25 protein-coding genes are annotated in these 25517 nt (G+C 71.7%); 7 read left to right on the top strand and 18 right to left on the bottom strand.

Going from position 1 to position 25517, the window contains the following annotated elements; translation table 11 throughout:
• Position 1 precedes the first annotated feature (1 nt).
• The 6 genes from cofD to HD594_RS05325 form a co-directional block, all read right to left on the bottom strand.
• Positions 2–1003 carry a 2-phospho-L-lactate transferase gene (cofD, locus tag HD594_RS05350; protein WP_271171312.1) on the bottom strand — a complete coding sequence of 334 codons (1002 nt, stop codon included), beginning with the start codon at positions 1001–1003 and terminating at the stop codon, positions 2–4.
• A complete protein-coding gene (locus HD594_RS05345) occupies positions 1000–1800 on the bottom strand; it encodes a uroporphyrinogen-III synthase (protein WP_184749965.1) in 801 nt (266 codons plus the stop codon). The genes cofD and HD594_RS05345 overlap by 4 nt, the downstream gene beginning before the upstream one ends.
• Before the next feature lie 211 nt (positions 1801–2011).
• Complete coding sequence (locus HD594_RS05340) at positions 2012–2290, bottom strand: hypothetical protein (RefSeq protein WP_184749964.1); 279 nt, start codon at positions 2288–2290, stop codon at positions 2012–2014.
• Positions 2280–2681: a phage holin family protein gene (locus HD594_RS05335; protein WP_184749963.1), complete on the bottom strand. Its 402-nt coding sequence runs from the start codon at positions 2679–2681 to the stop codon at positions 2280–2282. The genes HD594_RS05340 and HD594_RS05335 overlap by 11 nt, the downstream gene beginning before the upstream one ends.
• 1 nt (position 2682) lies before the next feature.
• Positions 2683–3054, bottom strand: a complete 372-nt coding sequence (locus HD594_RS05330) for a hypothetical protein (protein ID WP_184749962.1) — start codon at positions 3052–3054, stop codon at positions 2683–2685.
• A gap of 102 nt (positions 3055–3156) precedes the next feature.
• A complete protein-coding gene (locus tag HD594_RS05325; RefSeq protein WP_420827204.1) occupies positions 3157–4644 on the bottom strand; it encodes a protoporphyrinogen/coproporphyrinogen oxidase in 1488 nt (495 codons plus the stop codon).
• A gap of 62 nt (positions 4645–4706) precedes the next feature.
• On the opposite strand from HD594_RS05325, the gene HD594_RS05320 reads away from it, so the two are divergent.
• Positions 4707–5279: an HhH-GPD-type base excision DNA repair protein gene (locus tag HD594_RS05320; protein WP_184749960.1), complete on the top strand. Its 573-nt coding sequence runs from the start codon at positions 4707–4709 to the stop codon at positions 5277–5279.
• A 1-nt stretch (position 5280) separates the two neighbouring features.
• Positions 5281–5703 (top strand): DUF1801 domain-containing protein, encoded by a 423-nt coding sequence (locus HD594_RS05315; protein WP_184749959.1) that lies wholly within the window; start codon positions 5281–5283, stop codon positions 5701–5703.
• Between the two features lie 195 nt (positions 5704–5898).
• Here HD594_RS05315 and HD594_RS05310 read toward each other — a convergent pair whose 3' ends face one another.
• The 5 genes from HD594_RS05310 to HD594_RS05290 form a co-directional block, all read right to left on the bottom strand.
• Entirely contained in the window at positions 5899–7284 is a 1386-nt protein-coding gene (locus tag HD594_RS05310; protein ID WP_184749958.1) for a glycine--tRNA ligase, read from the bottom strand.
• Between the two features lie 126 nt (positions 7285–7410).
• Positions 7411–7752: a hypothetical protein gene (locus tag HD594_RS05305; RefSeq protein WP_184749957.1), complete on the bottom strand. Its 342-nt coding sequence runs from the start codon at positions 7750–7752 to the stop codon at positions 7411–7413.
• Between the two features lie 134 nt (positions 7753–7886).
• The gene (locus HD594_RS05300; protein WP_184749956.1) at positions 7887–8912 is read right to left on the bottom strand and encodes a hypothetical protein; all 1026 of its coding nucleotides are present in this window, start codon (positions 8910–8912) and stop codon (positions 7887–7889) included.
• A gap of 11 nt (positions 8913–8923) precedes the next feature.
• A complete protein-coding gene (locus tag HD594_RS05295) occupies positions 8924–10771 on the bottom strand; it encodes a substrate-binding and vWA domain-containing protein (RefSeq protein WP_184749955.1) in 1848 nt (615 codons plus the stop codon).
• A gap of 45 nt (positions 10772–10816) precedes the next feature.
• Complete coding sequence (locus tag HD594_RS05290; RefSeq protein ID WP_184749954.1) at positions 10817–11410, bottom strand: TetR/AcrR family transcriptional regulator; 594 nt, start codon at positions 11408–11410, stop codon at positions 10817–10819.
• A 103-nt stretch (positions 11411–11513) separates the two neighbouring features.
• On the opposite strand from HD594_RS05290, the gene HD594_RS05285 reads away from it, so the two are divergent.
• Entirely contained in the window at positions 11514–14108 is a 2595-nt protein-coding gene (locus tag HD594_RS05285) for an MMPL family transporter (protein ID WP_184749953.1), read from the top strand.
• Positions 14109–14159: 51 nt separating this feature from the next.
• On the opposite strand, the gene HD594_RS05280 is transcribed toward HD594_RS05285, so the two are convergent.
• On the bottom strand, positions 14160–14483 hold the full coding sequence (locus HD594_RS05280; protein WP_184752581.1) for a DUF4870 domain-containing protein: 324 nt from the start codon (positions 14481–14483) through the stop codon (positions 14160–14162).
• Positions 14484–14710: 227 nt separating this feature from the next.
• Between HD594_RS05280 and HD594_RS05275 the strand changes: the two genes are divergently transcribed.
• Positions 14711–15358: a phage baseplate assembly protein V gene (locus HD594_RS05275; RefSeq protein ID WP_184749952.1), complete on the top strand. Its 648-nt coding sequence runs from the start codon at positions 14711–14713 to the stop codon at positions 15356–15358.
• 18 nt (positions 15359–15376) lie between these two features.
• Here the strand turns inward: HD594_RS05275 and HD594_RS05270 are convergent, their stop codons facing one another.
• The 6 genes from HD594_RS05270 to HD594_RS05245 all read right to left on the bottom strand — a co-directional run bounded on the left by HD594_RS05270 (position 15377) and on the right by HD594_RS05245 (position 20925).
• Positions 15377–16156: a TIGR01458 family HAD-type hydrolase gene (locus HD594_RS05270; RefSeq protein WP_184749951.1), complete on the bottom strand. Its 780-nt coding sequence runs from the start codon at positions 16154–16156 to the stop codon at positions 15377–15379.
• Positions 16157–16189: 33 nt separating this feature from the next.
• Entirely contained in the window at positions 16190–17656 is a 1467-nt protein-coding gene (locus HD594_RS05265) for an aldehyde dehydrogenase (protein WP_184749950.1), read from the bottom strand.
• A gap of 131 nt (positions 17657–17787) precedes the next feature.
• Positions 17788–18921, bottom strand: coding sequence for an o-succinylbenzoate synthase (gene menC, locus HD594_RS05260; protein ID WP_184749949.1), 1134 nt, complete (start codon positions 18919–18921; stop codon positions 17788–17790).
• Positions 18922–18972: 51 nt separating this feature from the next.
• Positions 18973–19122, bottom strand: coding sequence for a hypothetical protein (locus HD594_RS05255; RefSeq protein ID WP_184749948.1), 150 nt, complete (start codon positions 19120–19122; stop codon positions 18973–18975).
• A 230-nt stretch (positions 19123–19352) separates the two neighbouring features.
• Positions 19353–20072: a GNAT family N-acetyltransferase gene (locus HD594_RS05250; RefSeq protein ID WP_184749947.1), complete on the bottom strand. Its 720-nt coding sequence runs from the start codon at positions 20070–20072 to the stop codon at positions 19353–19355.
• Positions 20073–20082: 10 nt separating this feature from the next.
• The gene (locus HD594_RS05245) at positions 20083–20925 is read right to left on the bottom strand and encodes an alpha/beta fold hydrolase (RefSeq protein WP_184749946.1); all 843 of its coding nucleotides are present in this window, start codon (positions 20923–20925) and stop codon (positions 20083–20085) included.
• A gap of 63 nt (positions 20926–20988) precedes the next feature.
• Between HD594_RS05245 and HD594_RS05240 the strand changes: the two genes are divergently transcribed.
• From HD594_RS05240 to HD594_RS05230, 3 genes are all read left to right on the top strand, one after another.
• Positions 20989–22323: a condensation domain-containing protein gene (locus HD594_RS05240; protein WP_184749945.1), complete on the top strand. Its 1335-nt coding sequence runs from the start codon at positions 20989–20991 to the stop codon at positions 22321–22323.
• A gap of 88 nt (positions 22324–22411) precedes the next feature.
• On the top strand, positions 22412–23812 hold the full coding sequence (locus tag HD594_RS05235) for an MFS transporter (RefSeq protein WP_184752578.1): 1401 nt from the start codon (positions 22412–22414) through the stop codon (positions 23810–23812).
• Between the two features lie 73 nt (positions 23813–23885).
• Positions 23886–25475: a peptide MFS transporter gene (locus HD594_RS05230; RefSeq protein ID WP_184749944.1), complete on the top strand. Its 1590-nt coding sequence runs from the start codon at positions 23886–23888 to the stop codon at positions 25473–25475.
• Positions 25476–25517 lie beyond the last annotated feature (42 nt).

Below are 25517 nucleotides of genomic sequence, written 5' to 3'. Positions count from 1 at the left end.
GTCACACGCCCGCAGCCTGGAGCGCCCGGGCGGCGAGCGCTGCGGACGCGTCGGCGTCGGTCATCCACAGCGGAGCGACGATCGGGCGGATGCCGCCGCGCGCGACGTCGTCGGCCGCGGCGGCGTCCTCCTCGGCGAGCAGCCACGCGTCCAGCAGACCGCCGTCGGCGCGGGCGCCGTAGTGGGAGGCGACGGCCGCGGCCGAGGTCTCCACCCCGATCGCGGTCAGGCACACGTCGGCCATCCCCCGCACGACCCGTCCCCCGATGATCGGCGAGACCCCGATGACCGGGGCGGCCGTATCGCGCAGCGCTCCGCGGATGCCGGGCACGGCCAGGATGGGCCCGATCGAGACGACGGGATTCGACGGCGCGATCAGCACGACGTCCGCCTCGGCGATCGCCTCGGCGACGCCCGGGGCCGGCACAGCCTCCGCGATCCCGGGATTCTCGAACCGCACGGGGTCGAGGGCCGCCCGGTGTCGCGTCCACCACTCCTGGAAGTGCAGCTCCCGCATCCGGCCGGCGTCGCTCACGATGACGCGCGTGTCGACCTCGGTGTCGGTCATGGGCAGCAGCCGCGCTCCGAGCGGCCAGCGTGCGCCGAGCCGGCCGACGACCTCGGTGACCGACAGCCCCTCGCGCAGCCAGCCCGTGCGAGCCAGGTGGGTGCCGAGATCCAGGTCGCCGAGGGTGAACCAGGGCCATCCGGCGCCCCACGCCTGCAGCTCGGCGTTCACCCGTTCGGTGTCGCCCTCACGTCCCCACCCGCGCGCGGTGTCGTTGACGCCCGCCAGCGCATAGAGGATCGAGTCCACGTCGGGCTGCAGGCGCACACCCGACAGCCACAGGTCGTCGCCGGTGTTGACCACGACGGTGATGGCGGATGCCGTGTCGGCGACGCCGCGTGCGCGAAGCCCTCCGCGCACGCCGGCGACGAAGCGGGAGCCGCCGACGCCACCGGCCAGCACGACCACCCGGGGCCGAGGGTCGGATGCCGTCACTGCGCGTATTCGTCCGCGTCCTGCGGGTGGGCGTGGCGGGCGACGGCGTCGATGAGGGCGTCGACGCTCTGCTGGTCGGCGACGACGTCCACCGCCAGACCCGTGGCGTCGGCGTCGTGCGCCGTGCGCGGGCCGATCGCGGCGATCAGGGTCGACGCGGGGATGTCGGGGAACTGCGCCTTCACCTGCGCGGCGACAGAACCGCTCGTGACGAGGATCGCGGTGATGCGGCCCGAGCGGACGTCCTCGGCGATGCGGTCGGCCACGGGCACGCCGACCGTGCGGTAGGCGACGACGCTGCGCACCTCGTGGCCGGCGTCGGTGAGCCGGGCGCTGAGCACCGGCTTGGCGATCTCGCTGCGCAGCGTCAGGATGCGACGCGGCTCGCGCTCGAGCGCGATGAGCTGGTCGGCGAGCCCCATCGCGGAGTTGTCGGCGTCGGGCACGAGGTCGACGTGATACCCGCTGGCCTGCAACGCGGCGGCCGTCGTCTCGCCGACCGCGGCGACGTGCGTGTCGTCGGGGATCGTGGCGCCGTACGCGCGCAGGACGTCCACCGTCGTGGCGCTGGTCACGGTCAGCCAGTCGAACTCGCCGCGCGACAGGTCCGCCAGAGCCGCCAGGAGCGTGTCCTGGTCGGTGGACGGCGCGAAGTTGATCAGCGGCGCGATGACCGGCACCGCTCCCTGACGTCGCAGCGACGCCGCGACCGAGTCACCCCACGGTCCTCCGCGCGGAACGAGCACGCGCCAGCCGGTGAGGGGCTTGGCGCTGCTCAGGCGAGTGTGAGTGTTCATGGGGGGTTGCTGCTCTCACGGTGCAGTTCTCGGCCGTCCCACGTTCGAGTCAGCCGACGCATCTCGGGTGTGACACGGCGGCAGCATCCGCACCATCGCACTGCCTGCGGGTTCGAGCATACCCCCGCCGCGCGCCGAGCGCGCCCCGGTGCCGTGTGGGTCACCGGTAACATCCGCCTCGGGAGCGGTCCCGGGGCTCAACACGTGCGGCTCAGCGCGTGTAGAGGCGCACGACGCCCCACACCGCGGCGCCGACTCCCGCGGCGACCGCGACCACCGCCGCGGCGGCGAGCACCGGGCTGCTCCGCGCGAACGAGCGCGACGCGTCGATCCCCTTGTCGATGGCGATCCCCATCCGACGGGGCACATTCGCCTTCTCGTCGATGGCCGCCAGCGCCGCCTTCAGCTCGGCGCGGGCCCGCTCCACCGGGTCGGCGATGTCGAGCGGCACAGCGGTGCGGGGCAGGGGGACGGGCACATCAGAGCTCATCGCGGACCTCCTGGACGTCCTGGGCGATCGACTGGACGGGGTTGGTGCGCTTGGTCATCCGGCGGAATCGCAGAACACCCAGCAGCGCCAGAATGATCGCGACGATCAGCATCGCGAAGAACACCACGAGCGCCGACAGCCACACCGGCCACCATGACGAGAGTCCGGCGATGGCCCACGTGCCGAGCGCCGGCACCGACCAGAACAGCACGAAGAGGGCGGCGAACACCCACAGCGCGCCCCAGCCGCCGTCCTTCGCGGTCTTGGCGAGCCACGCCTTGGCCGCGTCGACCTCGGCGATGATGAGGTTCCGGACCAGCTCCGGAATGTCGCCGATGACGGTGAGCAGACTGTCGTCCGCGCGGTCTCGGAATCCGCGGGTCGGCGACATGTCAGGCCTCGCTGTCCTCGACGGCTTCCTCGGCCCCGTCCTTCACGGCCTTCGCCGAGGTCTCGGCCGCCTTCTCGACGTCGTCGGCCGAGTCCTTGGCGGTCTTGATCGCCGCGTCCAGGCGCTGGCCCGGGGTCCCCTTGCTCGACGCGGCCTTGCCGACCTTGACCGCCGAGTCCCACAGGGTGCTCGGAAGGGCCATCGCGCTGGTCTTCGCGAACTCCTTCGCCTTGCCGACCTGGGTCTGCACGGGCTCGAGTTCCCAGACCTTCAGCCACAGGCCCTTGATCTGCTCGTACCGCTCCCGTCCGGCGCGCGCGCCGAGGACGTAGCCCACGGCGAGTCCGACGACGAGTCCTGCCTTGCCCCTCATGGGGTCTCCTCCCGCTCGGGTGGTGCTCCTGCTGGCTCTCCCAGGGTAGCCATACATGCCGCCCGCGGCATCCGCTTGCGCGAAACCGGCGGGACGGATATGTCACTCGGCCGCATCCGACCCCCACAGCACGCTCCGGCGCACGCGCTCGGACTCGGCCACGGCGTCGTCGACGGAGTGGGCGAGACCGCTGCCGGCGAGCCACGCGCCGACCGCGGACAGCGGCGGAATCGCGGCGATCGCCGAGCGCACGGCACGGGTGTCGTCGGCGTGTCCGAGCACCGAGGCCGGACGCGCGAGGATGTGACGCTCGCGCACGCCGTCGCGCACGATCAGCTCGGGGCGCGGGATGCCGAGGATCTCGGACGCCGCGTCGGCGGCCCGCTCGATCGCTTCGGCGTCGGCCATGCCCGCGGTGATCGGCGCGACGTCGGCGGTGCCGAACGTCAGCCGCAGGACGTGACGCCCGGCGCCCGCGGCTTCGGCGAGCCATGCCCACCGGACCGTCTCGTGCAGCACGCCGGCGGCCGCCGCCGTGCCGGGCACCGGGTAGCAGGCGGTGCCGCGCGGGCGATCGTCGAGCGCGGTCGAGGCGACGACCAGGGTGACCGTCTCGACGTCGATCGGCCCGCGCGTGCGCACCGTCGCGAGATCCGGGACGACAGGCTCGAGCAGCATCCGCGCGGCCTGCTCGTCCGTCGCGACGATCACGGCGTCCGCGGGCGCGATCGGATCGGCCGCGTCGGTCACCGCCTCATCGTCCGTCGACGGGATGCGCAGGAGCCACCGCTCGGCGTCGTCGCGCTCGAGCCGCAGCACCTCGGTGTCGGTGCGCACGTCGACGTCGAGTTCGCTCAGCCGCGCGGCGAGCGCGTCCACGAGCCGCGGCAGCCCCCCGGCGAGGCTCTGGATGCCGGGAGCGCCCGAGCGATCCACGAGCTCCTCGGCGACCGCGCCGCCGAGCGAGCCGGTGCGCGTGAGTGCGCCGTTCAGACCCGGCGCCGCGACGTCGACATCGACCTCTTCGGGGCGGATGCCGTACCCGCCGACCGTCAGCGGCGCGACCATGCGCTCGAGCACGGCGTCGCCCATCCGCGAGCCGACGAGCCGCGCGAGAGATCGCTCGACGCCGATGGTCATCGGCGGTCGCAGGCGGTCGACGTACGCCCGCCACGCACCGCTCCAGCCGATGATGGCCCGCACGTCGTCGGCCCACGGATTGGCCGGGATGCCGCGCACGGTCTCGCGCGGCATCGGCGCGGCGCCCGTCGGCAGCCCCGACACCCACACCGCGTTCTCGGCGGGCTCGACGACGGCATCCGTCAGGCCGAGCTCGTCGACGAGTCGCGCGACCCCGCCGCCCGCCGTCGCCCAGCACGTCGCCCCCGTGCCGACCGGCATGCCGTCGACCTCGGCATCGCCGATCGTGCCGCCGAGCCGCCCGGCCGCCTCGACGAGCGTGACGGCCAGGCCGACCTTGGCGCACTCGTGCGCGGCGACGAGCCCCGCGATGCCGCCGCCGACGACGACGACGTGTCGCTCGTGCGCGTGCGCGGCCAGGTCGGGGAGGGCTTCGGATCGGTCTTCCACGGCATCCATCCTCGCATCGGCGCCGCATCGCGCGGCCTGCCGCCGGGTGCGAGACTGGCATCATGACGCTCCACATCACCGGCGACGCCGACGCCGACCAGCTCCTCACCGATGACCCGCTCGCCCTGCTGATCGGGATGCTGCTGGACCAGCAGGTCGCCATGGAGACCGCGTTCGCGGGGCCGCTGAAGATCCGCGAGCGCGTCGGGGCGATGGATGCCGGAACCCTCGCCGGCTACGACCCGGACGCCTTCACCGAGGCGTTCAAGCAGACACCGGCGGTGCACCGGTTCCCGGGCTCGATGGCCGGCCGCGTGCAGGCGCTGTGCGAGGCGATCCAGACCGACTGGGACGGCGACGCCGCGGCGATCTGGACCCGCGACGAGCCGAACGGGGCGACCGTGCTGAAGCGGCTGAAGGCGCTGCCGGGCTTCGGCGAGCAGAAGGCGAAGATCTTCCTCGCGCTGCTGGGCAAGCAGTACGGCTACGACGGCGACGGCTGGCGCACGGCCGCAGGCTCGTACGGCGACGAGGGCTCGTACCGCTCGGTCGCCGACATCACGTCGCCGGAGTCGCTGGCGAAGGTGCGCGAGTTCAAACGCGAGATGAAGGCCGCGGCGAAGGCGAAGGGCTGACATGGAGAAGACGGGCGGCAGTGTTGCCGGGTTCATCGCGGGGATCGCGCCCGCGAAGCGTCAGCGGGACGCCGAGACGCTCATCGCGCTGATGCGGGAGATCAGCGGGCGCGAGCCGGAGCTGTGGGGCACGATCATCGGCTTCGGCGCGTGCCACTACCGCTACCGGACGGGGCACGAGGGCGACATGCCTCTGATCGCGTTCGCCCCGCGCAAGACCGCGTCGACGATCTATCTCGACTCGATCGCGGCGCACGAGGAGGAGCTCGCGCGCCTGGGCCCGCACTCGTCGGGTGTGGGGTGCCTGTACATCAAGGACCTCGAGAAGGTCGACGAAGACGTGCTGCGCGAGATCGTGGAGGGCGCGTACGCCTACGCCGCCGGCGGCGGCGGCGAGTACGCGAAGATCACCGTCCTCGACTGACTCCGCGGCCGGGGCGCTCCGGCCGCCTGGCGCGTACGGAACGGCGGGGATCCTCCGCGACGCGCCGACGAGCGGATGCCGCCCGCGGCGTGTCGCCGAGCATCCCCGCCGTTCGTCACACGTGCCGGGCGGAACGGCCGCCGGCCCGACCGGCATCCGGATGAACCCGGGCCGGGCGAGCCGTGACGAGCGGCGTCAGGCGCCCCGCAGGCGCTCCGACAGGTACGCGGTGAGGTTCTCGAGCGGCACGCGCTCCTGGCCCATGGTGTCGCGGTCGCGCACGGTCACGGCGCGGTCGTCGAGCGAGTCGAAGTCGACGGTGACGCAGAAGGGCGTCCCGATCTCGTCCTGGCGGCGGTAGCGGCGGCCGATGGCGCCGGCGTCGTCGAAGTCGATGTTCCACTCGCCGCGCAGCGAGTCGGCGACCTCGCGCGCGAGCGGCGAGAGCTTCTCGTTGCGCGACAGCGGCAGGATCGCGACCTTGACGGGAGCCAGGCGCGGGTCGAGCTTGAGCACCGTGCGGGTGTCGGTGCCGCCCTTCGCGTTCGGCGCCTCCTCCTCGTGGTACGCGTCGATGAGGAATGCCATCATGGCGCGCGTCAGACCGAACGAGGGCTCGATGACGTACGGGATGTACTTCTCGCCCGAGGCCTGGTCGAAGTAGGTCAGGGCCTGGCCGGACGCCTCGGTGTGGCTGCCCAGGTCGAAGTCGGTGCGGTTGGCGACGCCCATGAGCTCGCCCCACTCCTTGCCCGGGAAGCCGAAGCGGTACTCGAAGTCGATCGTGCCGTCGGAGTAGTGGGCACGCTCGTCCTCGGGAACGTCGAAGCGGCGCATGTTGTCGGTCTCGATGCCGAGGTCGACGAACCAGTCCCAGCACGCCTCGACCCAGTGGTCGAACCACTCCTGCGCATCGGCGGGCGGCACGAAGAACTCGATCTCCATCTGCTCGAACTCGCGCGTGCGGAAGATGAAGTTGCCGGGCGTGATCTCGTTGCGGAACGCCTTGCCGACCTGGCCGATGCCGAACGGCGGCTTCTTGCGGCTCGCGGTGAGCACGTTCGTGAAGTTCACGAAGATGCCCTGCGCGGTCTCGGGGCGCAGGAAGTGCAGGCCCTGCTCGTCGTCGACGACGCCGAGGAAGGACTTCACCAGGCCCGAGAACGCGCGCGGCTCGGTGTACTGGCCCTTCGTGCCGCAGTTGGGGCATGGGATGTCGGCGAGGCCGTTCTCGGCCTTGCGGCCCTTGCGCGCCTCGAAGTCCTCGACGAGGTTGTCGGCGCGGAAGCGCTTGTGGCACTGCAGGCACTCGACGAGCGGGTCGGTGAAGGTGGCGACGTGGCCGGAGGCCTCCCACACGCGCTTGGGGAGGATGACCGAGGAGTCCAGGCCCACCATGTCGCCGCGGCCGCGCACGAAGGTCTTCCACCACTGCCGACGGATGTTCTCCTTCAGCTCGGTGCCGAGGGGGCCGTAGTCCCAGGCCGAACGCGAACCGCCGTAGATCTCACCGGCCTGGAAGACGAAACCGCGGTGGCGGGCGAGGCTGATGACTTTGTCGAGGCGGGACTGCTCGGCCACGGTGGCTCCAATGGTCGGGAGAGGGTGTGGGAGTGCGCGAGGCGCGCGGGATGCCGCGTGTGGCGGCATCCGACGATTCTAGTCGTCCGGACGCGGTCACTCCGCTCCCACCGGGTCACCCGACCGTCAATGCGGGAACCACGGCGACAGCGCGAACTCCGCGATGAGGAACAGCACGAACAGCCCGCACAGCGCGAACGCCGCGAGCACCAGGATCGACCGGTCGGCCCGGGCGAAGAACGCCACGAGACCGGTGATCAGCGACGCGAGCGCGCACAGCATCCCCGCGAGCATCGGCAGCGCCACGCCCGGGCGGGCGAGGACGTCGCCGAGGATCGTGTCGGCCGACGGAACCTCCAACAGCGTCGCGGTGAACGACCCCACGGCCAGCAGCACGGGAACGGCGATCCCCAGTCCGAGGGACCAGCCGCCCAGCGGTGTGCGGGGGGCGATCGTCCAGGAGCGCATGTCCGGCCCCCTTTCAGCGCCGGAGTCCAGCTCCGGCGTCACCTCCACGGTAGGCACGGCACCGGTGCGGTCGGCAGTGCCGAACGGCCCGTCGCGACGACGGGCGGGAAGTCCGTCGCGGCGCCGTCCGGCGTTCAGGACCGGGGCGGATGCTGCTCGTCGCCGGCCGCGTCGAACGCGCACTGCCAGTCCTGCAGCTCCTTGCGGCCGCCCATGAGCCCGTCGAGCGAGACCTGGAAGTGCAGGGCGCGGCGGGCGTTGACCTGCTTGATATTCTCGACGACCTCGTGCGAGACGGCGTCGAGGGCGCTCTGCACCTCGCGCACGCGCTCGGCCGGGTCGTCCCACAGGTTCGGGTGCGTGAGGATGTCGAGCAGGTACTCGCGCTCGAGGGCGGCGGTGAGCTTGCGCAGCTTGTCGCCGTACTCCACGGCCGCGATGCCCACCTGGGAGCCGTCGCGGCCTCGCGCGAGCCGCACGAAGAGCTCCTCGACATTGGTGGCCAGCGCCGCGATCCTCTGGCTGGTCTGCAGTGCGACGCCGTTGCCGGCGGAGCCTGCGGCGGCGTAGGCCCCGGTCAGCTCGCGCAGCGACGCGATGCGGGGCCGGATCTCCGCCGGGACGCCGCGTGCCGCCCGGGAACGGCGCCGCGCGCGCCGCACAGCGATGAGCGTGGCGATGCCGGCGACGACGACGGCGACCGCCACGACCACCCCGATCAGCGGGCCCGCGTCGAACCCGCCGCCGAGGTCGGGTCCCGTGCCGCTGACGGCGACCACCTCGTCGACCGTGGCCACGAGCGCGTCCTCGAGGGAGCCGGCCGACGTCTCGGCCTCGTTCGCGATCCGCGGCGCCTCGCCCTGTTCGAGCACATAGGAGCCCGCCGACAGGTCGTCGCCGACCGCGATGATGATCGTGTCGTAGGAGGTCTGCTCGGCCAGCTGCTGGAGGATCTCGCTGTTCGAGGCCTCGAGCGCGGCGTTGTCCGAGAACACCGCGACGCCGATCGACGCGTCGCCGACGTGCTCCTCGAGCACCGCCCGCAGCTGCGCGCTCGAGGCCACTTCGCTCGACACGTAGACGTTGGCGGTGGCGAGCGCGTCGGCGGCGTCGTCGACGTAGCCCCCCGGGGAGGCCGCTGCGGCGTGCACCTGGATCATGGCTACCCGGGTCAGAAGTTGTTGATGACCGAGGCGAACACGAGGTCGATCTTGGCGGCATCCGACGCGTCGAACCACTGGCCGCCGGTCGCCTCGGCGATGCGCGCGAGGGCGTTGGTGTCGGCGCCCTCGCCGTACGCGATCGGGAAGATGCGCACGGGAGCGTCGTCGCCGCCTTCACGGGACGCCGTGCCGATCTTGGCGACGAGGGAGTCCAGCGAGATGCGCGAGTCGGTGTCCTGCCCGTCCGACAGCACGACGATCGCGTTGATGCGTCCGGGCTCGGCGCGCGCGGTCATCTCGTCGTACGCCGCGGCGATCGCGTCGTAGAGCGGTGTCCCCTCGCGGTCCGCGAAGCGCAGGTCGTCGAGCGACGACTGCAGCTGCTCGAGGTCCGAGCCCAGCGGCGAGACCTCGCGGAGGATGCCGACGCCGGCGCCCGCCGATGACGACAGCCCGGTCGTGAAGGCCCACACGCCGACCTCGTCGGTGCGGCGGAAGTGCGCGAGCGTCGTCTGCGCCCCCTCGATCGCTCCGTCGAGCTTCGACCGGCCGTCTCCGATCTCCTCGTCCATCGAGCCCGAGATGTCGATGAGCTCGAGCACCGAGGACGGCTTGCGGATCTCGGTCCACTGGTCGATGGCGGCCGAGACGACGGCGACCTCGGGCTTGGGGAGAGTCGTCGCCGGCTGCTCGGCGACGATGCCGTTCTCGACCGTGAACAGGTCGCCGAGGGGCACGCTCTCATCGAGCGGACGGAACCCGAACTCGGGCAGGATGCCCTGGGCGGTGTCGGTCTGCAGGAACCGCGCGAAGGCCTCGCCGGCGGTCGCCTGCTCGGCGGTGACCCAGGACGCGCCGAGCACCGTGATGGGGTTGTCCGACCACATCGAGCCGCCCGCGGGGTACACGGCGACGAGCTTCTCGCGCGGCGGCGTGAGCGTCTCGCCCGGCTGCACCGTGTGCGAATCGGGGTTCCCGAGGTTGTAGTTGATGAGCGAGGTCTCTTCGAGCGCGACCGCCGAGACGTATCCCGAACCCGACGTGCCGCTCTGCGCCTCGTCGTACAGGCGCGTGAGCACCTTGCCGGTGGTGTCGCCGTAGTGGATGACGCACTCCTCGAAGATGCGCGAGAACTCGGCGGCATCCGTCACGTCGGCCGCCGTCAGATCGGCGGTCTTGTCCGCGGCCTCGTAGGACTGCATGAGGATCGTCGACAAGCCGGTCGTCGAGGTGTTCGGGTTCGTCTTCGAGATCTTGAAGGATCCCCACAGCGGCTTGCCGACGCTCGCCCACCCTTCGGGATCGGCGCACAGGGCGGCGAGGTCGGTGATGCTGATCTCGGCGTCCGGCCATCCGAGGGCACGGGCCATCGTCTCGGGCATCCCGAAGATGATGGGCGTGTGGGTGAACGACTCCGGCTCCCCGACGAGGGACGGGGAGGCCGCGGCGGCCACGCGATCGGTCCACACCGTCGACGCCGGCGACCACATCGTGGGCCAGCGGCGCACGTCGTCGTCGGGCCAGTCCTCCCCCGACGACAGGAAGCGCGCCCCGTTGCCCGATGAGACGTCGATGGGGCGGATCGTGGCGCACGTGTCGAGAGCCGCCATCTCGGGCGACTCCTTGAACGCATCCGCCAGCGCATCGAGCATGTTGACCTTCTCGGACGACGTCGCCACGACCACGCTCGTGCAGCCGTCGTCGGCGAAGTCACCGCCTCCGTCCGATCCGTCGTCGAACGAGATCGGGAAGCACCCGGCGAGCATCGCGAGGGACGCGGCGAGCGCCGTGGCGATCAGCGCACGGCGGCGCTTCGGGCGGAGCGGAGCGTCGTTGCGGAGCGGGTCCCCAGGCATGGCCCCAGCCTACGTCCGCCGCGGACGCCCCACGCGAAGCGGGCGTCATTCCGCAGGAGCGATCCCGGTTCCCAGGATCGCATCGAGCAGGCGCTCCACCTCGTCGGAGACGTTCCCCGGCGGCGTGCGCAGCAGCACGCGGAGCACGAACGCGCCGGCGATCGCCTCGGCGATGGTCTTCGTCGGCGAGCCGGGCGGCAGATCGCCGTCGGCGACGCCCTGGTCGAGCCGGCGGCGGAGCAGCCCGTCGGCGCTCAGCGCCTGGCGCACGCGATCGGCGATCGCGGCATTGTCCGTGGCGGCGGCGATCAGCGACCGCAGCAGCGAGGCATGGGCGGGATCATCGGCGAAGGCGAACTGCGCCGTCAGGGCGCGGCGCAGGTCATCGCGCAGGTCCGCGGTCGAGCTGACGGTCAGAAGGTCCGGAAGCAGGTAGCCCTCGACCATGCATTCGGCGACCAGCTCGCTCTTGTCAGACCACCAGCGGTAGATCGTCTGCTTGCCGACATGGGCGTCGGCGGCGATGCCCTCGACCGTCATGTGCGCGAACCCTCGCTCGACCACCTGACGCGCCGTCGCTTCGAGGATCGCGATGCGCGCCGCCTCACTGCGCGGGGCTCCACCACGTCGAACGGTCACCTGTTCATCCTACGTTCAGCAAGCGAGACGCAACGTATCGTATGCTTACGTCGCCGCCGACGCCGCCGGCTCCTCTCCCTGCGATCTGCGAAGGACACATCACATGGCAGAACTGCTCTACAGACTCGGCAAGGCGTCGGCCCGACGCGCCTGGGTGGTGATCGTTTCGTGGATCGCCGTGCTGGCGATGGCCGGCGGCGCGTTCGCGATCGGCTTCGGCTCGCTCGCGACGAGCTTCGACGTGCCGGGCACCGCATCGGGCGAGGTGATCGACGAACTCGCCGACAAGCTTCCCGAATACTCCGGCGCCAGCGGCCAGGTGGTCTTCCACACCGAGGACGGCGAGGCGTTCACCGACGAGCAGCAGGAGGCCATCGCCGAACTCGCCGCCGGCGCGGAGGACCTCCCCGACGTCGCCGAGATCGCCGAGCCGTTCGCCTCCGAGCAGGAGCTCGCCGACGGCCGGCAGGAGATCGTCGACGGCCGCGCCGAGGTCGCCGACGCCGAGGAGCAGATCGCCGACGGACGCGAGCAGATCGCCGACGCGCTCGCCGAGCTCGACGCGGGTCAGGAGCAGCTCGATGCCGGCCAGGAGCAGCTGGACGCGGCTCGCGCCCAGGCCGAGCAGTTCGGCGCGCCCGCCGAGCAGCTCGCCGCCCTCGACGCGCAGCAGGCGCAGCTGGACGCCCAGCAGCAGCAGATCGACGACGCGCGCGCCGAGATCGCCGCGAATCTCCAGGACCTCGATGAGGGCGAGGCGGAGCTCGCCGACGCCGTCGTGCAGCTCGACCGCGGCGAGGCGCTGCTGGCGCTCGCCGACGGCATCCACCTCGTCTCGGTGGACGGTTCCACCGCGATCCTGAACGTCGCCTTCGACGTGCCGCTGCTCGAGCTCGACCCCGCCTCGAAGGAGGCGGTGATCGCGTACTTCGAGGACAACCCCGTCGACGGCGTCGAGGTGGCCTTCTCGACGACGATGGCCCAGTCCGTGCCCAACCTCATCGGCCCGGGCGAAATCATCGGTCTCGTGATCGCCGGCATCGTGCTGCTGGTCATGCTCGGAAGCGTCATCGCCGCGTCGCTGCCGATCGTCTCGGCGCTCGTCGGCGTCGCGGTCGCCGTGCTGGCGGCGCTGTCGCTGTCGGGCGTGCTCGACATGTCGTCGGTGACCCCCGTGCTCGGCGTCATGCTGGGCCTCGCGGTCGGCATCGACTACGCGCTGTTCATCATCAACCGCCACCGGCGCCAGCTCCTCGAGGGCGCGGACGTCCGCGAGTCCATCGGCCTGGCCAACGGCACGGCCGGCAACGCCGTCGCCTTCGCCGGCTCCACGGTGATCATCGCGCTGCTGGCGCTGAACGTCACCGGCATCCCGTTCCTCGGCCTCATGGGCACGGTCGGCGCGTTCGCGGTGCTCATCGCCGTGCTCATCGCCGTGACCCTGATCCCCGCGCTCCTGGGCCTGCTCGGCCTGCGGGTCCTCGGCAAGCGCGACCGCGCGCGCCTCGGCACCCTCCACCACGAGGACACCGGCGCGAAGCCCATGGGCACCTGGCGCGCCGTGCTGACGGCGCTGGGCGCGATCGTCGCGCTGCTGATCGTCGCGATCCCCGCCCTGTCGATGCGCGTGGGCCTCCCCGACGGCGCGAGCGAACCCGAGGGATCGTACGCCTACGAGGCACACATCCTCACCGAGGAGGCGTTCGGAGCCGGCGCCAACGGCCCGCTCGTGGTCACCGCGACGCTCCCGGGCGACCAGTCCGACGCCGAGCAGCTCCAGGCGCAGCTCGAGATCGCCACCGTGATCTCGGAGCAGGACTCCGTGTTCGCGGTGGCGCCGATCGCGATCTCGGACGACGGCACCCTCGCCGCGTTCCAGGTGATCCCCGACGAGGGCCCCAACTCGGTGTCGACCGATCAGCTCGTGCGCGACCTGCGGGGGCTTCCGCCGGTCGAGGGCGAGTACGAGCTCGGCGTCGCCGGCCAGGCGGCGATCAACATCGACATCTCGGAGAACCTCGCCGATGTGCTGCCGCTGTACATCGCGGTCGTCGTCGGCCTGTCGCTGCTGATCATGATCGTCGTGTTCCGCTCGCTCCTGGTGCCGATCATCGCCACCGGCGGGTTCATCCTGTCGCTGTTCGCCACCTACGGCGCGACCGTCGCGGTGTTCCAGTGGGGCTGGGGCGCCGAGCTCATCGGCCTGCATTCGACCGGCCCGATCCTGAGCTTCCTGCCGGTGATCCTCGTCGGCATCCTGTTCGGCCTGGCCATGGACTACCAGCTGTTCCTGTCGTCGGGCATGCGGGAGGCCTACATCCACGGCTCCTCCGCGCGCCTCGCGGTCATGAAGGGCGTGCGTGCCGGCCGGGCCGTCGTGACGGCCGCGGGCCTGATCATGGTGTCGGTGTTCGGCGGGTTCATCTTCGCCGAGTCGGTCATGATCCGCTCGATCGGGTTCGGCCTCGCCTTCGGCGTGCTGCTCGACGCCTTCGTCGTGCGGATGCTGCTGATGCCGGCGCTCATGCACCTGCTGGGCCGATCGGCCTGGTGGCTGCCGAAGTGGCTGGACCGCATCATCCCCAACGTCGACGTCGAGGGCGCCAAGCTCGAGCGGGCGCACCACGCGCCGTGGGTCGAGGATGACGACACGGGCGAGGGCGAGAAGCGCCCCGCATCCGAGTCCGCCCCGGTCTGACCGATGACAGCGGCCCCCGCCTCGATCGAGGCGGGGGCCGCTTCCGTTGTCTCAGGAGACGAAGCGGATCGTCATCGGGTACTGGTACCACTGCCCCTGGTTCGCCTTGACGGCGGCGATGATCGAGAAGACCAGCGCCAGGATGCCGGCGGCGATCAGCACGAAGATGCCGACGATCACGAACGTGAGGATGTAGCCGGCGACGTACACGATGAGCAGCGTCAGCTGGAAGTTCAGCGCCGTCGCGGTGTGGGCGCGCACGAAGGGGCCGCGGTCCTTCAGCACGAGGTAGCCGATCAGCGGCGCGATGAATCCGAAGAAGAGTCCGCCGAGGTGGATGAGGGTGGCCCACATCTTCTCGTCGGCGGGGCTCATGCTCGGCGGAGGCGGGGGCCCGTAGGGCGGCGGCGGGTACTGGGTCACGAGGCCAGCGTAGAGGGCGAGCGGCCTCCCGGGGGCCGCGCGCTCTCGACCCCCGGGAGGCCGGCATCCGCGCCACGATCTCGGAGCTCGGGTCCTACACTGGCGCGGTCGGGCGTCTGCCGACGGCGCCCGCGTCAGCGAGCGGCAGCGAGCGGCAGCGAGCGGCAGGAGGAACGGCGATGGGCGAGAAGATCAGGCAGCGGACGCTCCCCGGCGTGTACCGGGCGGAGGTGACCGACAACGTCGATCCGCTCGGGAGCGGGCGCGTGGAGGTGCGGCTCGTCCGCCCCCAGGGCGACCCGGGGCGCGAGGTGCGCATGTGGGCGCCGTGGTGCTCGCCGTACGCCGACGACGGTCAGGGGCTTCAGGTCCTGCCCGAGGTCGGCAGCGACGTGGTCATCGCGTTCGAGGCCGGCGACCTCGCCCACCCGATCGTCCTCGGCGCCGTGTGGGGTTCCGGCGACGCCCTGCCCGAGCCGCCGCATCCGGCGAACGACGTGCGGGTCCTGCAGACCCGATCCGGCAGCCGACTCGAGTTCGACGACGCCGCGTCAGCGCCGGCGGTCCGGCTGACGACGGCCGCGGGGCACAGCGTCGTGCTCGAAGACGACCAGGTGACCATCAGCCACGGCAGCGGCAGCACGATACGGCTGACGGCAGCCACCATCGAGATCAGCGCGAGCGGCCCGGTGAAGGTCCAGGCGCCCATGGTCGACGTGTCGGCTCCCCTCGCGAGGTTCGACGGCACGGTCACGTGCACGACCCTCATCGCCAGCGCGTCGGTCGTCTCGCCGGCCTATACCCCGGGCGTCGGCAACATCATGTGACCGTCCGCGCGGCATCCCTCAGCGGCTCGCCCACCACCGCGGCAGGTCCGCGATCGAGTCGATGACCGCGTCGGGGGTGACGTCGCCGTCGAGATCCGCCGGCGAGAACTTCCCCGTCCGCACCAGCACGCCGGTCAGTCCGGCATGCTGGGCGCCGCCGACGTCGGTGCGCACGTCGTCGCCGACCATGACGGCATCGCCGGGAGCGACCCCGAGCGCCGCCGCGGCGGCGTCGTAGAACCGCGCATCGGGCTTGCCGAGCACGACGGCGTCGCGACCGGTCGCGTACTCCAACGCACGCACGAACCCGCCCGCATCCATCCGCAGACCGTCTTCGGCGCGCCAGTAGCGGGTCAGTCCGAGGGCGATCAGCGGTATCGCCGGATCGCTCATGAGCAGCCGGAACGCGCGGTTGAGCGTCGCGAAGTCCCACGACGGGCCGAGGTCGCCGACGACGACCGCGCCCGCACCCTCCTCGGCCCCGGGATCCAGCGCATCGAGCCCGGCGAACTCGGCCGCCGTGACGTCGGGCACGAACAGGGCCGGGGTGCCGACGCCGCGCTCGCGCAGCCAGTCGGATGCGGCGACGGCGGGGGTGAGCACGTCGTCGGCATCCGCCTCGATGCCGAGCCGACGGAGCTTGTCGACGATGGCGCCGCGCGGACGCGACGTGGTGTTCGTCAGGTACCGGAACGGGATCTGCTCGGCCGCGAGCCACGCGACGGCGTCGGCGGCACCGGGCACCGCTTCGTCGCCCACGTACAGGACGCCGTCGAGATCCAGCAGCACACCGGTCATGCCTCCATGATGCGCCGCCCGGCCGACGCGCGCCTACGACGCCGGCGGGATGCTCGCGTTGATGGCCTTGATGTCGACGTAGTTGTCGAACACCTCGGGGCCCTGCTCGCGGCCGAGGCCGGATGCCTTGTACCCGCCGAAGGGGCTCGCGAGGTCGGGAGCGTAGCCGTTGACCCCGACCGTGCCGGTCTGGATGCGGCGTGCGATCCCCAGCCCACGCTCGATGTCCTGTGAGAACACCGCGCCGCCGAGCCCGTACGTCGAGTCGTTCGCCAGGGCGACCGCCTCATCGTCGCCGTCGTGCTCGAGCACGGTGACCACGGGCCCGAACACCTCCTCCTGTGCGATCTGCGAGTCGGGCGAGGCCCCCGTGAGGATCGTGGGCTCGTAGAACGTGCCCTGCTCGCCCGGCAGGTCCCGTCCGCCGGTGAGGATGCTGGCCCCCTCCGCCTTCGCGCGGTCGACCATCGACCGCACGCGGGACCGGATGCGCTCGGACACGAGCGGTCCGAGCTCGGTGTCCTCGCGGTGAGGATCGCCGTGCCGGAACGAGCGCGCGATGTCCACGAGACCGTCCACGAACTCGTCGCGCCGGCCGCGCGGCACGAGCACGCGCGAGAGCAGGAAGCACGTCTGCCCCGAATTCATGAACGACATCGTGCGCAGCGTCGCGAGGGTGACGTCGAAGTCGGCGTCGTCGAGGATGACCGCCGCCGACTTGCCACCCAGCTCCAGCGTCACCGGGACGAGCCGCTCACCGCCGATGCGCGCGATCTGCCGGCCGGCGGCGGTCGAGCCGGTGAACGCGATCTTGTCGACACCGGGGTGTCGCACGAGCGCGTCGCCGGTGTCGCGGCCGCCGGTGACGATGTTGACGACGCCGTCGGGGATGCCCGCGGCCTCGACCGCCTCGGCGAGGATGAGGGCGTCGAGCGGCGTTTCGCCCGCGGGCTTGATCACGACGGTGCAGCCGACCGCGAGGGCCGGGGCGAGCTTGGTCGTCAGGAGCGACTGCGGGTAGTTCCACGGCACGATGAGGCCGGCCACGCCCAGCGGCTCGCGGCGGATGATCGACGAGCCGGGACCGAGGACGTTCGCGCGGTCCTGCTCGAAGGCGTAGTCGCGGATGAGACCGGCGAAGTACCGCAGGTGCGCGGCCGGCACGATGCCGTTCATCGGCCGGGACAGCGTGCGCGGCTGCCCCATCTCGTCGGTCACGAGGTCGGCGATCCGGTCGCCCCGCCGCTCGAGTTCGTCCGCGAGGCGCTCCATCGCCGCCGCGCGCTCCTCGACGCCCATGCGCGACCACGGGCCGGACTCGAATGCCTCCCCCGCCGCGGCGACGGCCGTCGCGACGTCGTCGGCGTCGCCGTCGACCGCCGTGCCGACGAGTTCGCCGGAGTACGGGTTGTGCACCTCGATCCGCGCGTCCGAATGCGCGGTGACCCAGCGCCCTCCTGCGAACAGCCGGTCCTCGACCGGTGCGACGGTGATGGTCATGGCGGCACCTCCTCGTGTCCGCCTTCTTCGATACCCTGCCCGGCACCCGTTGTCACCGGGGTTTCCGTCCGGCGGATGGACATCCGCATCCGGCCGCCGCGTGCTCGTCGGCGCGAGCGGGGCGGCACCCGCTATCGCCGCAGGACCTCGCGCGCAACTGTGACGTCCTCGAGCGCGATGGGGTCGATCTCGACGCCGATGCCGTGCCCCGTCGGCACGCGGACGTGGCCGTCCTCGAGCGTGATCGGCTCGGTGACGATGTCGCGCGTGTAGAACCTGTTCGACGCCGAGATGTCGCCGGGCAGCGTGAAACCCGGGAGCGCGGCGAGCGCGGCGTTGACCGATCGCCCGATGCCGGTCTCGAGCATCCCGCCGCACCACACCGGGATGCCGGCGCTCTGGCACAGGTCGTGGATCGCGACCGCCTCGAGATAGCCGCCGACGCGTCCCGCCTTGATGTTGATGACCGATGCCGAGCCCAGCGCGAGCGCATCGGCGGCTGCCTTGCGCGACGTGATCGACTCGTCGAGGCACATCGGCGTCGTCAGGTGCCGCGCGAGCGCCGCGTGGTCGACGAGGTCGTCCTCCTGCAGCGGCTGCTCGATCAGCAGCAGATCGAACCGGTCGAGCTCGGCGAGCGTGTCGATGTCGGCGAGCGTGTACGCCGAGTTCGCATCGACCTGCAGCGGGATGGCGCCGAACGCGTCGCGCACGGACGCCGTGTCGCCGACGTCGCGGCCGGGCTTGATCTTGATCTTGATGCGCACGTAGCCGTCGTCGAGGTAGCCGCCGACGGCCTCGACCAGAGTCGCCGGGTCGCGCTGGATGCCGACCGAGACGCCGCTGGGGACGCGGTCGCGCTCCGCGCCGAGGTACTCTCCGATGCCGCGCGACTCGGACCGCAGCGCCGCGTCGAGCACGGAGAGCTCGAGCCCGGCCTTGACCATGCGATGCCCTTTGAACGGCTCCAAGACCGTCGCGACGTCCTCGGGGGCGAGCGTGCGACGGTCCAGCAGCGCCGGGATCAGCCAGCGCAGCGCCACGTCCCACGCACCGTACGTGTACTCGCTCGAGTACAGCGGGGCGTCCTGCGTGACGATCTCACCCCAGCCGTCGCCCTCCGACGTGAGCGCCCGCACGACGATCACCTCGCGGACGGTCTCGGTGCCGAAGGACGTGGTGAACGGGGAGACGAGGGGGAGATGCAGAACGCGCAGCTCGACCCCCTCGAGGGCGACGGATGCCGCGGGTCGGGCGATGGGCATGGGGCCAGCGTACGCGGGCCCGGGTCGGCCCCACTGGCGGCGCGGGCCGCCTCAGTGGGCGAGGGCGCGGGCGGGCGTCTCGGTGCGCAGCGGGATGAAGGTCGCGCGTGCCGTGCGCGGCCGCATCCGCCGGGCGGCAGGCGACGGGCGCCGGCGCGCGCGATGGATCAGTGCGGCGAGAACCTCTGCGGGTGCGGACATGGCGTGCTCCTCTCGGGTCCGTCGTCTGTGAGACGCGCGTCCCCGCGCTCCATGACGCGGAACGGCCCCTCGACCCCGAAGAGTTCCGCAGACCCCGCCTGATACACCGGCGCGCGGGCGCCGCCCCGTCCGACGGTCGGAGAATGCGCCGAACGTCGGCGGATCCGAGAGCGAATTCTCCGACGCAGCGCGCGCCGACGTCGGTGACCCCGGCCACCGACATCCGCGGTTCAGGGGCGGACGAGCAGGTAGCCCCGGTCGTCGTCGAAGCCGCCGATGACGAGGCCGTCGCCGAGGTGGTCCACGATCTGGTCCCGGACGCGCACGCGCCACAGCGCCGCCTCCATCCCGTTGGCGGCTCTGATCGCCTCGATGTCGTGGGGGACTTCGACCGACGCGACCACGTCGTCATCCGGCGGCGTCGGCACGGGGCGGGCGGCGACCGCCCACGAGACCATGATGCGGTCGGATTCGTCGCCGCGGTTCACGCCGTCGTCCATCGGGCCGTAGTGGTTGACGAGGTACTCCGTCACGCGCGTCCCGAGGATCCGCAGGTTGAAGTGGGCGTTGCGGGCGACGAGGGGGTCGAACGTCCACGTGATGTGGCCGACCTGCCGGGCGAGCGCCCACTCGCGCTGGTGCTGCTTGAGCACGCGGCCCAGGCCCTTGCTGCGGTACGGCGGCAGAACCCCGGTGATGTGGCTGTGCATCGAGCGCGCCGACGGCTCCGCGAAGAACGCGACGGAAGCCCCGATCATGCGGCCGTCGGTGTAGAGGCCCATCGCGTAGTTGCCGGCGTGGGCGAGGGCGCGCAGCAGGTTGGGCGGCATGCCCGACCGATCGCCGCCCCACACCTCGGCCAGCACTGCCGAGGCGTCGAAGACCTGCTCGACGGTCTCGAGAGGGCGGATGCTGATGCCCGGCGGCGTCTCGGAGGTCAGCTCGGCCATGGCGCCCAGACTACGCCGAACGCGTCGCGGGGCGTCCTCCCGGAATCTCGATGACGCCGGTCGTCGGATTCTCGACGCCCGCCGTGATGACGTGCTCGGCGAACAGCCCCGGCCATGCCATGACGCCGTAGGGGGTGCGGGCGACCACGAGGCGGCTGTGCGGCAGCGTCTCGTTGAGCTTCGTGGCGGTGCGCAGCGGATGCGTGTGGTCTCCCGTCCACGCCAGGATCAGCGTCGGCACCGTGATGTTCGCGATGTGCTCCCGGGGCGGGAGGTCGGTCGTGGCGGCTCCGCGCAGCACCGTCGGAAGCAGCACCTCGGGCACGGCGGGGCCCGTCAGCGGCGCCTCGGCGAGAGCCGGCGGCACCGGCGTCGTGCTGCCGAGCTCGACGAACGCGGCGACGCCCGAGGCCTCGATCAGGTCGGCGTTCGACAGATAGGTCTCCGCCTGCGCACGCCGGGTGCCCCACGCGGTCGGCGGCAGCATGAGCGTGAGGCTGTCGAACCGCTCGATGTCGCGCAGCACCGCGTGCAGCAGCGTCCCGGTGCCCATCGAGGGCCCGAGGCCGTGGACGGTCTCACCCGGAGCCACGTGGTCGAGGACGGCCAGCAGATCGTCGGCGAGCCTCTCCCACGCGTAGTGTGCGGGGTCGTCGGTTCCCGTGGAGCCGCCGTGGCCGCGAGCATCGACGCGCAGCACGCGGTGCCCGTTGAGCGCCCGACCGAGGTCCAGACCCAGGTGCGCGTCGCGGTGACGACTCGACATGAGGCCGTGCAGCTGTACGACGAGAGGACCGACCTCCCCCGAGATCTCGAAGTCGAGAACCGCTCCGTTGACCAGGACTGCGGGCACGGCACCTCCGGTGTTGGGGAAAAACGTCGAAACGCGAAACCTAGACCCCCTACACTACGGCGAATGCGATTGACGAATGTCCGCCACATGACGCTCCCGCCCGGGCGCGTGCGCAGCTATGCCCTGCGCGTGGCCGATCGCGACGGGTCGCGACTGCCGGTGTCGTTCGATCAGGGCCGCCATGTGGGCGGCGGGGACCGCGCGGGATCGTGGATGGCGATCGCCTTCCGGCTGCCCGAGGGCACCGATCCCGCAGCCCTCGCGGCTGCCTGGCGCGCGGTCGTCGAGCGCCATGGGACGCTGCGCACCGTGTTCTCGCTGGAGGAGGACGGGCACGTCGCCCTGCACGGCGCCGTGATGGCCGAGGGCGAATGGGTCGAGCACGACGCCCCCGCCGACCGCCTCACGCGCGACGTCGTGCGCGACGTGTTCGACGCGGAGTGCCGCCCGTTCTCGCATCCGTCCCACCGCCTGCTGCTCGTCGAGCCGCCCGCGGATGCCGAGGACCGCCGTCCCGCGATCGTCATCGGCTCCGACCACGCTCATGTCGACATGTGGTCGCTGCTCGTGATCGTCCACGACCTCGTGCAGTGCCTCGACGACATCCGTGCCGGACGCGAGCCCGGAGCCACGATGGAGCCCGCCGAGCCGTTCGCGCTGCACACGGCGCTGCTGGATTCCCGCGACCCGGCGCCCGAGGAGATCACCCGCCGGTGGGCCGAGATCCTCGACGCCGAGGGCGGCACGATGCCGCTGTTCCCGCTGCCTCTGGGCGACCTGTCGCACCTGCGGCCGGCGATCGTCGAGGTGCGCGACGTGCTGTCGGGCGAGGAGATGGATCTCTTCACCGCCCGCGCGCACGATGCCGGCGTCGGAGCCGCGGCTCTGGCGATGTCGCACCTCACGCGGGTGACGCGCGAACTCTCGGGCGCACCGCTGCGGGCGGTCTTCCCGGTGCACAGCCGGTTCGAGCGCCGCTGGCACGACTCGGTCGGCTGGTTCATCACGAACTCGGTCATCGAATGCACGGATGCCGACCCGTCCGCGTGCGCGTCGGCACTGCGTCAGTCGATGGCGCTCGGCTCGCATCCCCTGGGCCCGATCCTCGCCCCCTACGGCGGGATGCCGGTCGCGCCGGGCATGTTCGCGCTGTCGTGGCTCGACACCCGGCGCCTGCCGGTCGCCCTCTCGGACGACCTGCAGATCCAGTACGTCTCGAGCGTCATCGAGTCCGACGACGTCATGGTGTGGTTCATCGTCAACGACGCGGGGCTGCACCTGCGCTACCGGTGCCCCGACACCCCCGAGGCCCACGCGAGCGTCGGGCAGTGGATGGATGCCGTGTGCGCCGCGCTGCGCACCCCGCTCGACGCTCCCGTGCCCGCGGCGTCGCACTGATCTGCGTCATCCGACCCGCGAGCACACCGCGCGCCGATAGCCTGACTCGGTGAACCGGGAAGAGCATCAGCGCAGGAGACTCACCCGGATCCCACCCCAGGGCCTGATCGTGGCCGTGCTGGCGCTGGCCGGCCTGGCGTCCTCGTTCATGTTCACGCTGGTCGTGCCGATCCAGTCGAAGCTGCCCGAGCTGCTGGACGCGAGTCGCGAGGACACCGCCTGGGTGGTCACCTCGACACTCGTCGCCGGCGCCGTGATCACGCCGATCTCGGGGCGGCTCGGCGACATGTACGGCAAGCGCCGGATCCTGCTGGTGCTCGCCGCGTCCCTCGTGGCGGGGTCGGTCATCGCGGCGCTGTCGCCGGGCATCGCGGGGGTGATCGTGGGACGCGCGCTGCAGGGCGCGTTCGTCGGAGCGGTGCCGCTGGGGATCTCGATCCTGCGGGATGTGCTCCACGAAGACCGCGTCGACTCCGCCATCGCCCTGATCAGCGCGACACTCGGCGTCGGCGGCGCGCTGGGTCTTCCCGTCAGCGCCTTCATCACCGAGCGCGCCGACTGGCACGCGGTGTTCTGGGTGGCCGGCGCGATCGGCGCGGTCGTCTTCATCCTGGTGCTGTGGATCGTGCCGGTGAGCGTGCTGCGCACGGCCGGGCGCTTCGACTACGTCGGCACCGCGGGCCTCGCGATCGGTCTGGTCGGCATCCTCCTGGCGATCTCGCGCGGCAACGAGTGGGGCTGGACGGCGCCCGCCACCCTCGCGACGGGCCTGGGCGGAGCACTCGTGCTGCTCCTGTGGGGCTGGTACGAGCTGCGCATCCCCGAGCCGCTCCTGGATCTGCGGGTCGCCGCCCGGCGCCCGGTGCTGCTGACCAACATCGCCTCGGTGGCGATGGGCTTCGCCCTGTTCGCGTCGAACGTCGCCTATCCCCAGATCCTCGAGTTGCCCGTCGAGGCGGGCGGGTTCGGCCTGTCGCTGCTGGCCGCGAGCCTGGTCGTCATGCCCTCGGGCGTGGTGATGATGGTGCTCTCGCCGTTCTCGGGCCGGATCGCGCGCACGGTCGGCCCGAAGCTGCTGCTGGTGCTCGGCGCGATCTCGCTCATCGTCGCGTACGGGTTCACGCTGCTGTTCTCGAGCGAGGTGTGGCAGCTGCTCGTCGCCAACATCCTCGTCGGCATGGGCATCGGCTTCGGCTACGCGGCGATGCCCATGCTCATCATGCGGTCGGTCCCCCAGTCCGAGACCGGCGCGTCGAACGGGCTCAACGCCCTGTTCCGCTCGCTCGGAACCAGCAGCGCGGCCGCCGTCATCGGAGCCGTGCTCGCGACCTACGCGGTCGAGTACGAGGGCGTCCCGGTGCCGACCCCGCAGGGCTTCCAGATCTCGTTCGTGATCGGCGGCGTCGTCGCGGTCGTCGCCCTCGTCATCGCGCTGCTCATCCCCCGCCACCGGGACCCGCAGGAGCGGCATCCGTCGCTGCCGGAGTGATGCGGCATCCGTCCCTGCCGGGGTGACGCCGCTGGGGCTGTCGCACCCGTGAAGGCGGGTCTACCCTGACGCCATGAGCAGGCGCGAAGACCGGGAAGAGCCGTACGAGGTGCCGGTCGGGCCGCCCGACGGAGCGACCGCGGCGGGACGCACCGGAGGCGATGACGCGGCGGATGCGAGCGGCACGGACGCGGTCCACATCTCGGCGCCCGAGCACCTCGACGCGCGGCACGATCGCGGCTTCTTCGGCCAGCCGCGCGCGCTCGCGCACATCTTCGGCGTGGAGATGTGGGAGCGGTTCAGCTTCTACGGCATGCAGGGCATCCTGCTCATCTACATGTACTACTCGGCCGCGGAGGGCGGCCTGGGGATCGACCAGGGCATCGCGACCGGCATCGTCGGGGCGTACGGCGGCAGCGTGTATCTCGCCACGATCCTCGGCGCGTGGCTCGCCGACCGGCTGTTCGGCTCGGAGCGCGTGCTGTTCTACAGCGCGATCGTCATCATGGCGGGGCACATCGCGCTCGCGGTGCTGCCGAACGTGCTGGGCCTCGGCATCGGCCTCGTCCTCATCGCGCTCGGCTCCGGCGGGCTCAAGGCGAACGCGACGGCCGTCGTCGGCACGCTCTATACGGCCAAGGACCCCCGGCGCGATGCCGGCTTCTCGCTGTTCTACCTGGGCATCAACCTCGGCGCGCTGCTCGGGCCGCTCATCACCGGCCTGCTGCAGTCGTCCATCGGCTTCCACTGGGGCTTCGGCGCCGCCGCGGTCGGGATGGCGGCGGGACTCGTGCAGTACTCATTCGGCCGCCGAGAGCTGCCCCCGCAGTCCCGCGAGGTCGCGAACCCCCTGCCGCGCAAGCGATACGGCGTCGTCGCGGGGATCGGCGCGGCGGGTCTCGTCCTCGTCGTGCTCGCGGTGATGCTCGGGGTGGTCCGCGCCGACAACCTCGCCGGCGTCGTGATCGTCGTGACCCTCGTCGCCGCGGTCGCGTACTTCTTCGTCATCATCTCGTCGCGCTTCATCACGCCGGTCGACCGCTCGCGGATGTGGGGCTTCCTGCCGCTCTTCGTCGTCAACGTCGGCTTCTGGTCGCTGTACCAGCAGCAGTTCACGGTGCTCACGGTCTACTCCGACCAGCGCCTGGACCGCGACATCTTCGGCTGGACCATGCCGGTGTCGTGGATCAACTCGATCAATCCGGTGTTCGTGATCGTCCTGTCGGGCGTCTTCGCGGCGGTGTGGACGCGACTGGGGAATCGCGCGCCGTCGGCGCCTACGAAGTTCGGGATCGGAACCGTCGTCATGGGCGGCGCGTTCCTGCTCTTCCTGCCGTTCGCGGGCGGCGGGGCGAACTCGACGCCGCTGATCGCGCTCGTCGGCATCCTGCTGGTATTCACGGTCGCCGAGCTGTTCATCTCGCCGCCCGGGCTCTCGGTGACCACGAAGCTCGCCCCCGAGCGCTTCCACACCCAGATGGTGTCGCTGTACTTCCTGTCGGTCGCGCTCGGCACGGCGATCGCCGGCTGGCTCGCGCAGTTCTACGACCCCGACGACGAGGTGCCCTACTTCACGGTGCTGGGATTCATCGCGATCGGCATCGGCATCGCGCTGCTCCTGGCCGTCAAGCCGGTGCTGGCCCTCATGAAGGGGGTGCGATAGCGGCCATGCGTCGCGTGAGCCGCGCGCGGTCCACGGCACCGA

This window comes from Microbacterium thalassium, from assembly GCF_014208045.1.
GTDB classification, from domain to species: domain Bacteria; phylum Actinomycetota; class Actinomycetes; order Actinomycetales; family Microbacteriaceae; genus Microbacterium; species Microbacterium thalassium.
This window is presented reverse-complemented; position numbering and strand designations above follow the sequence as displayed.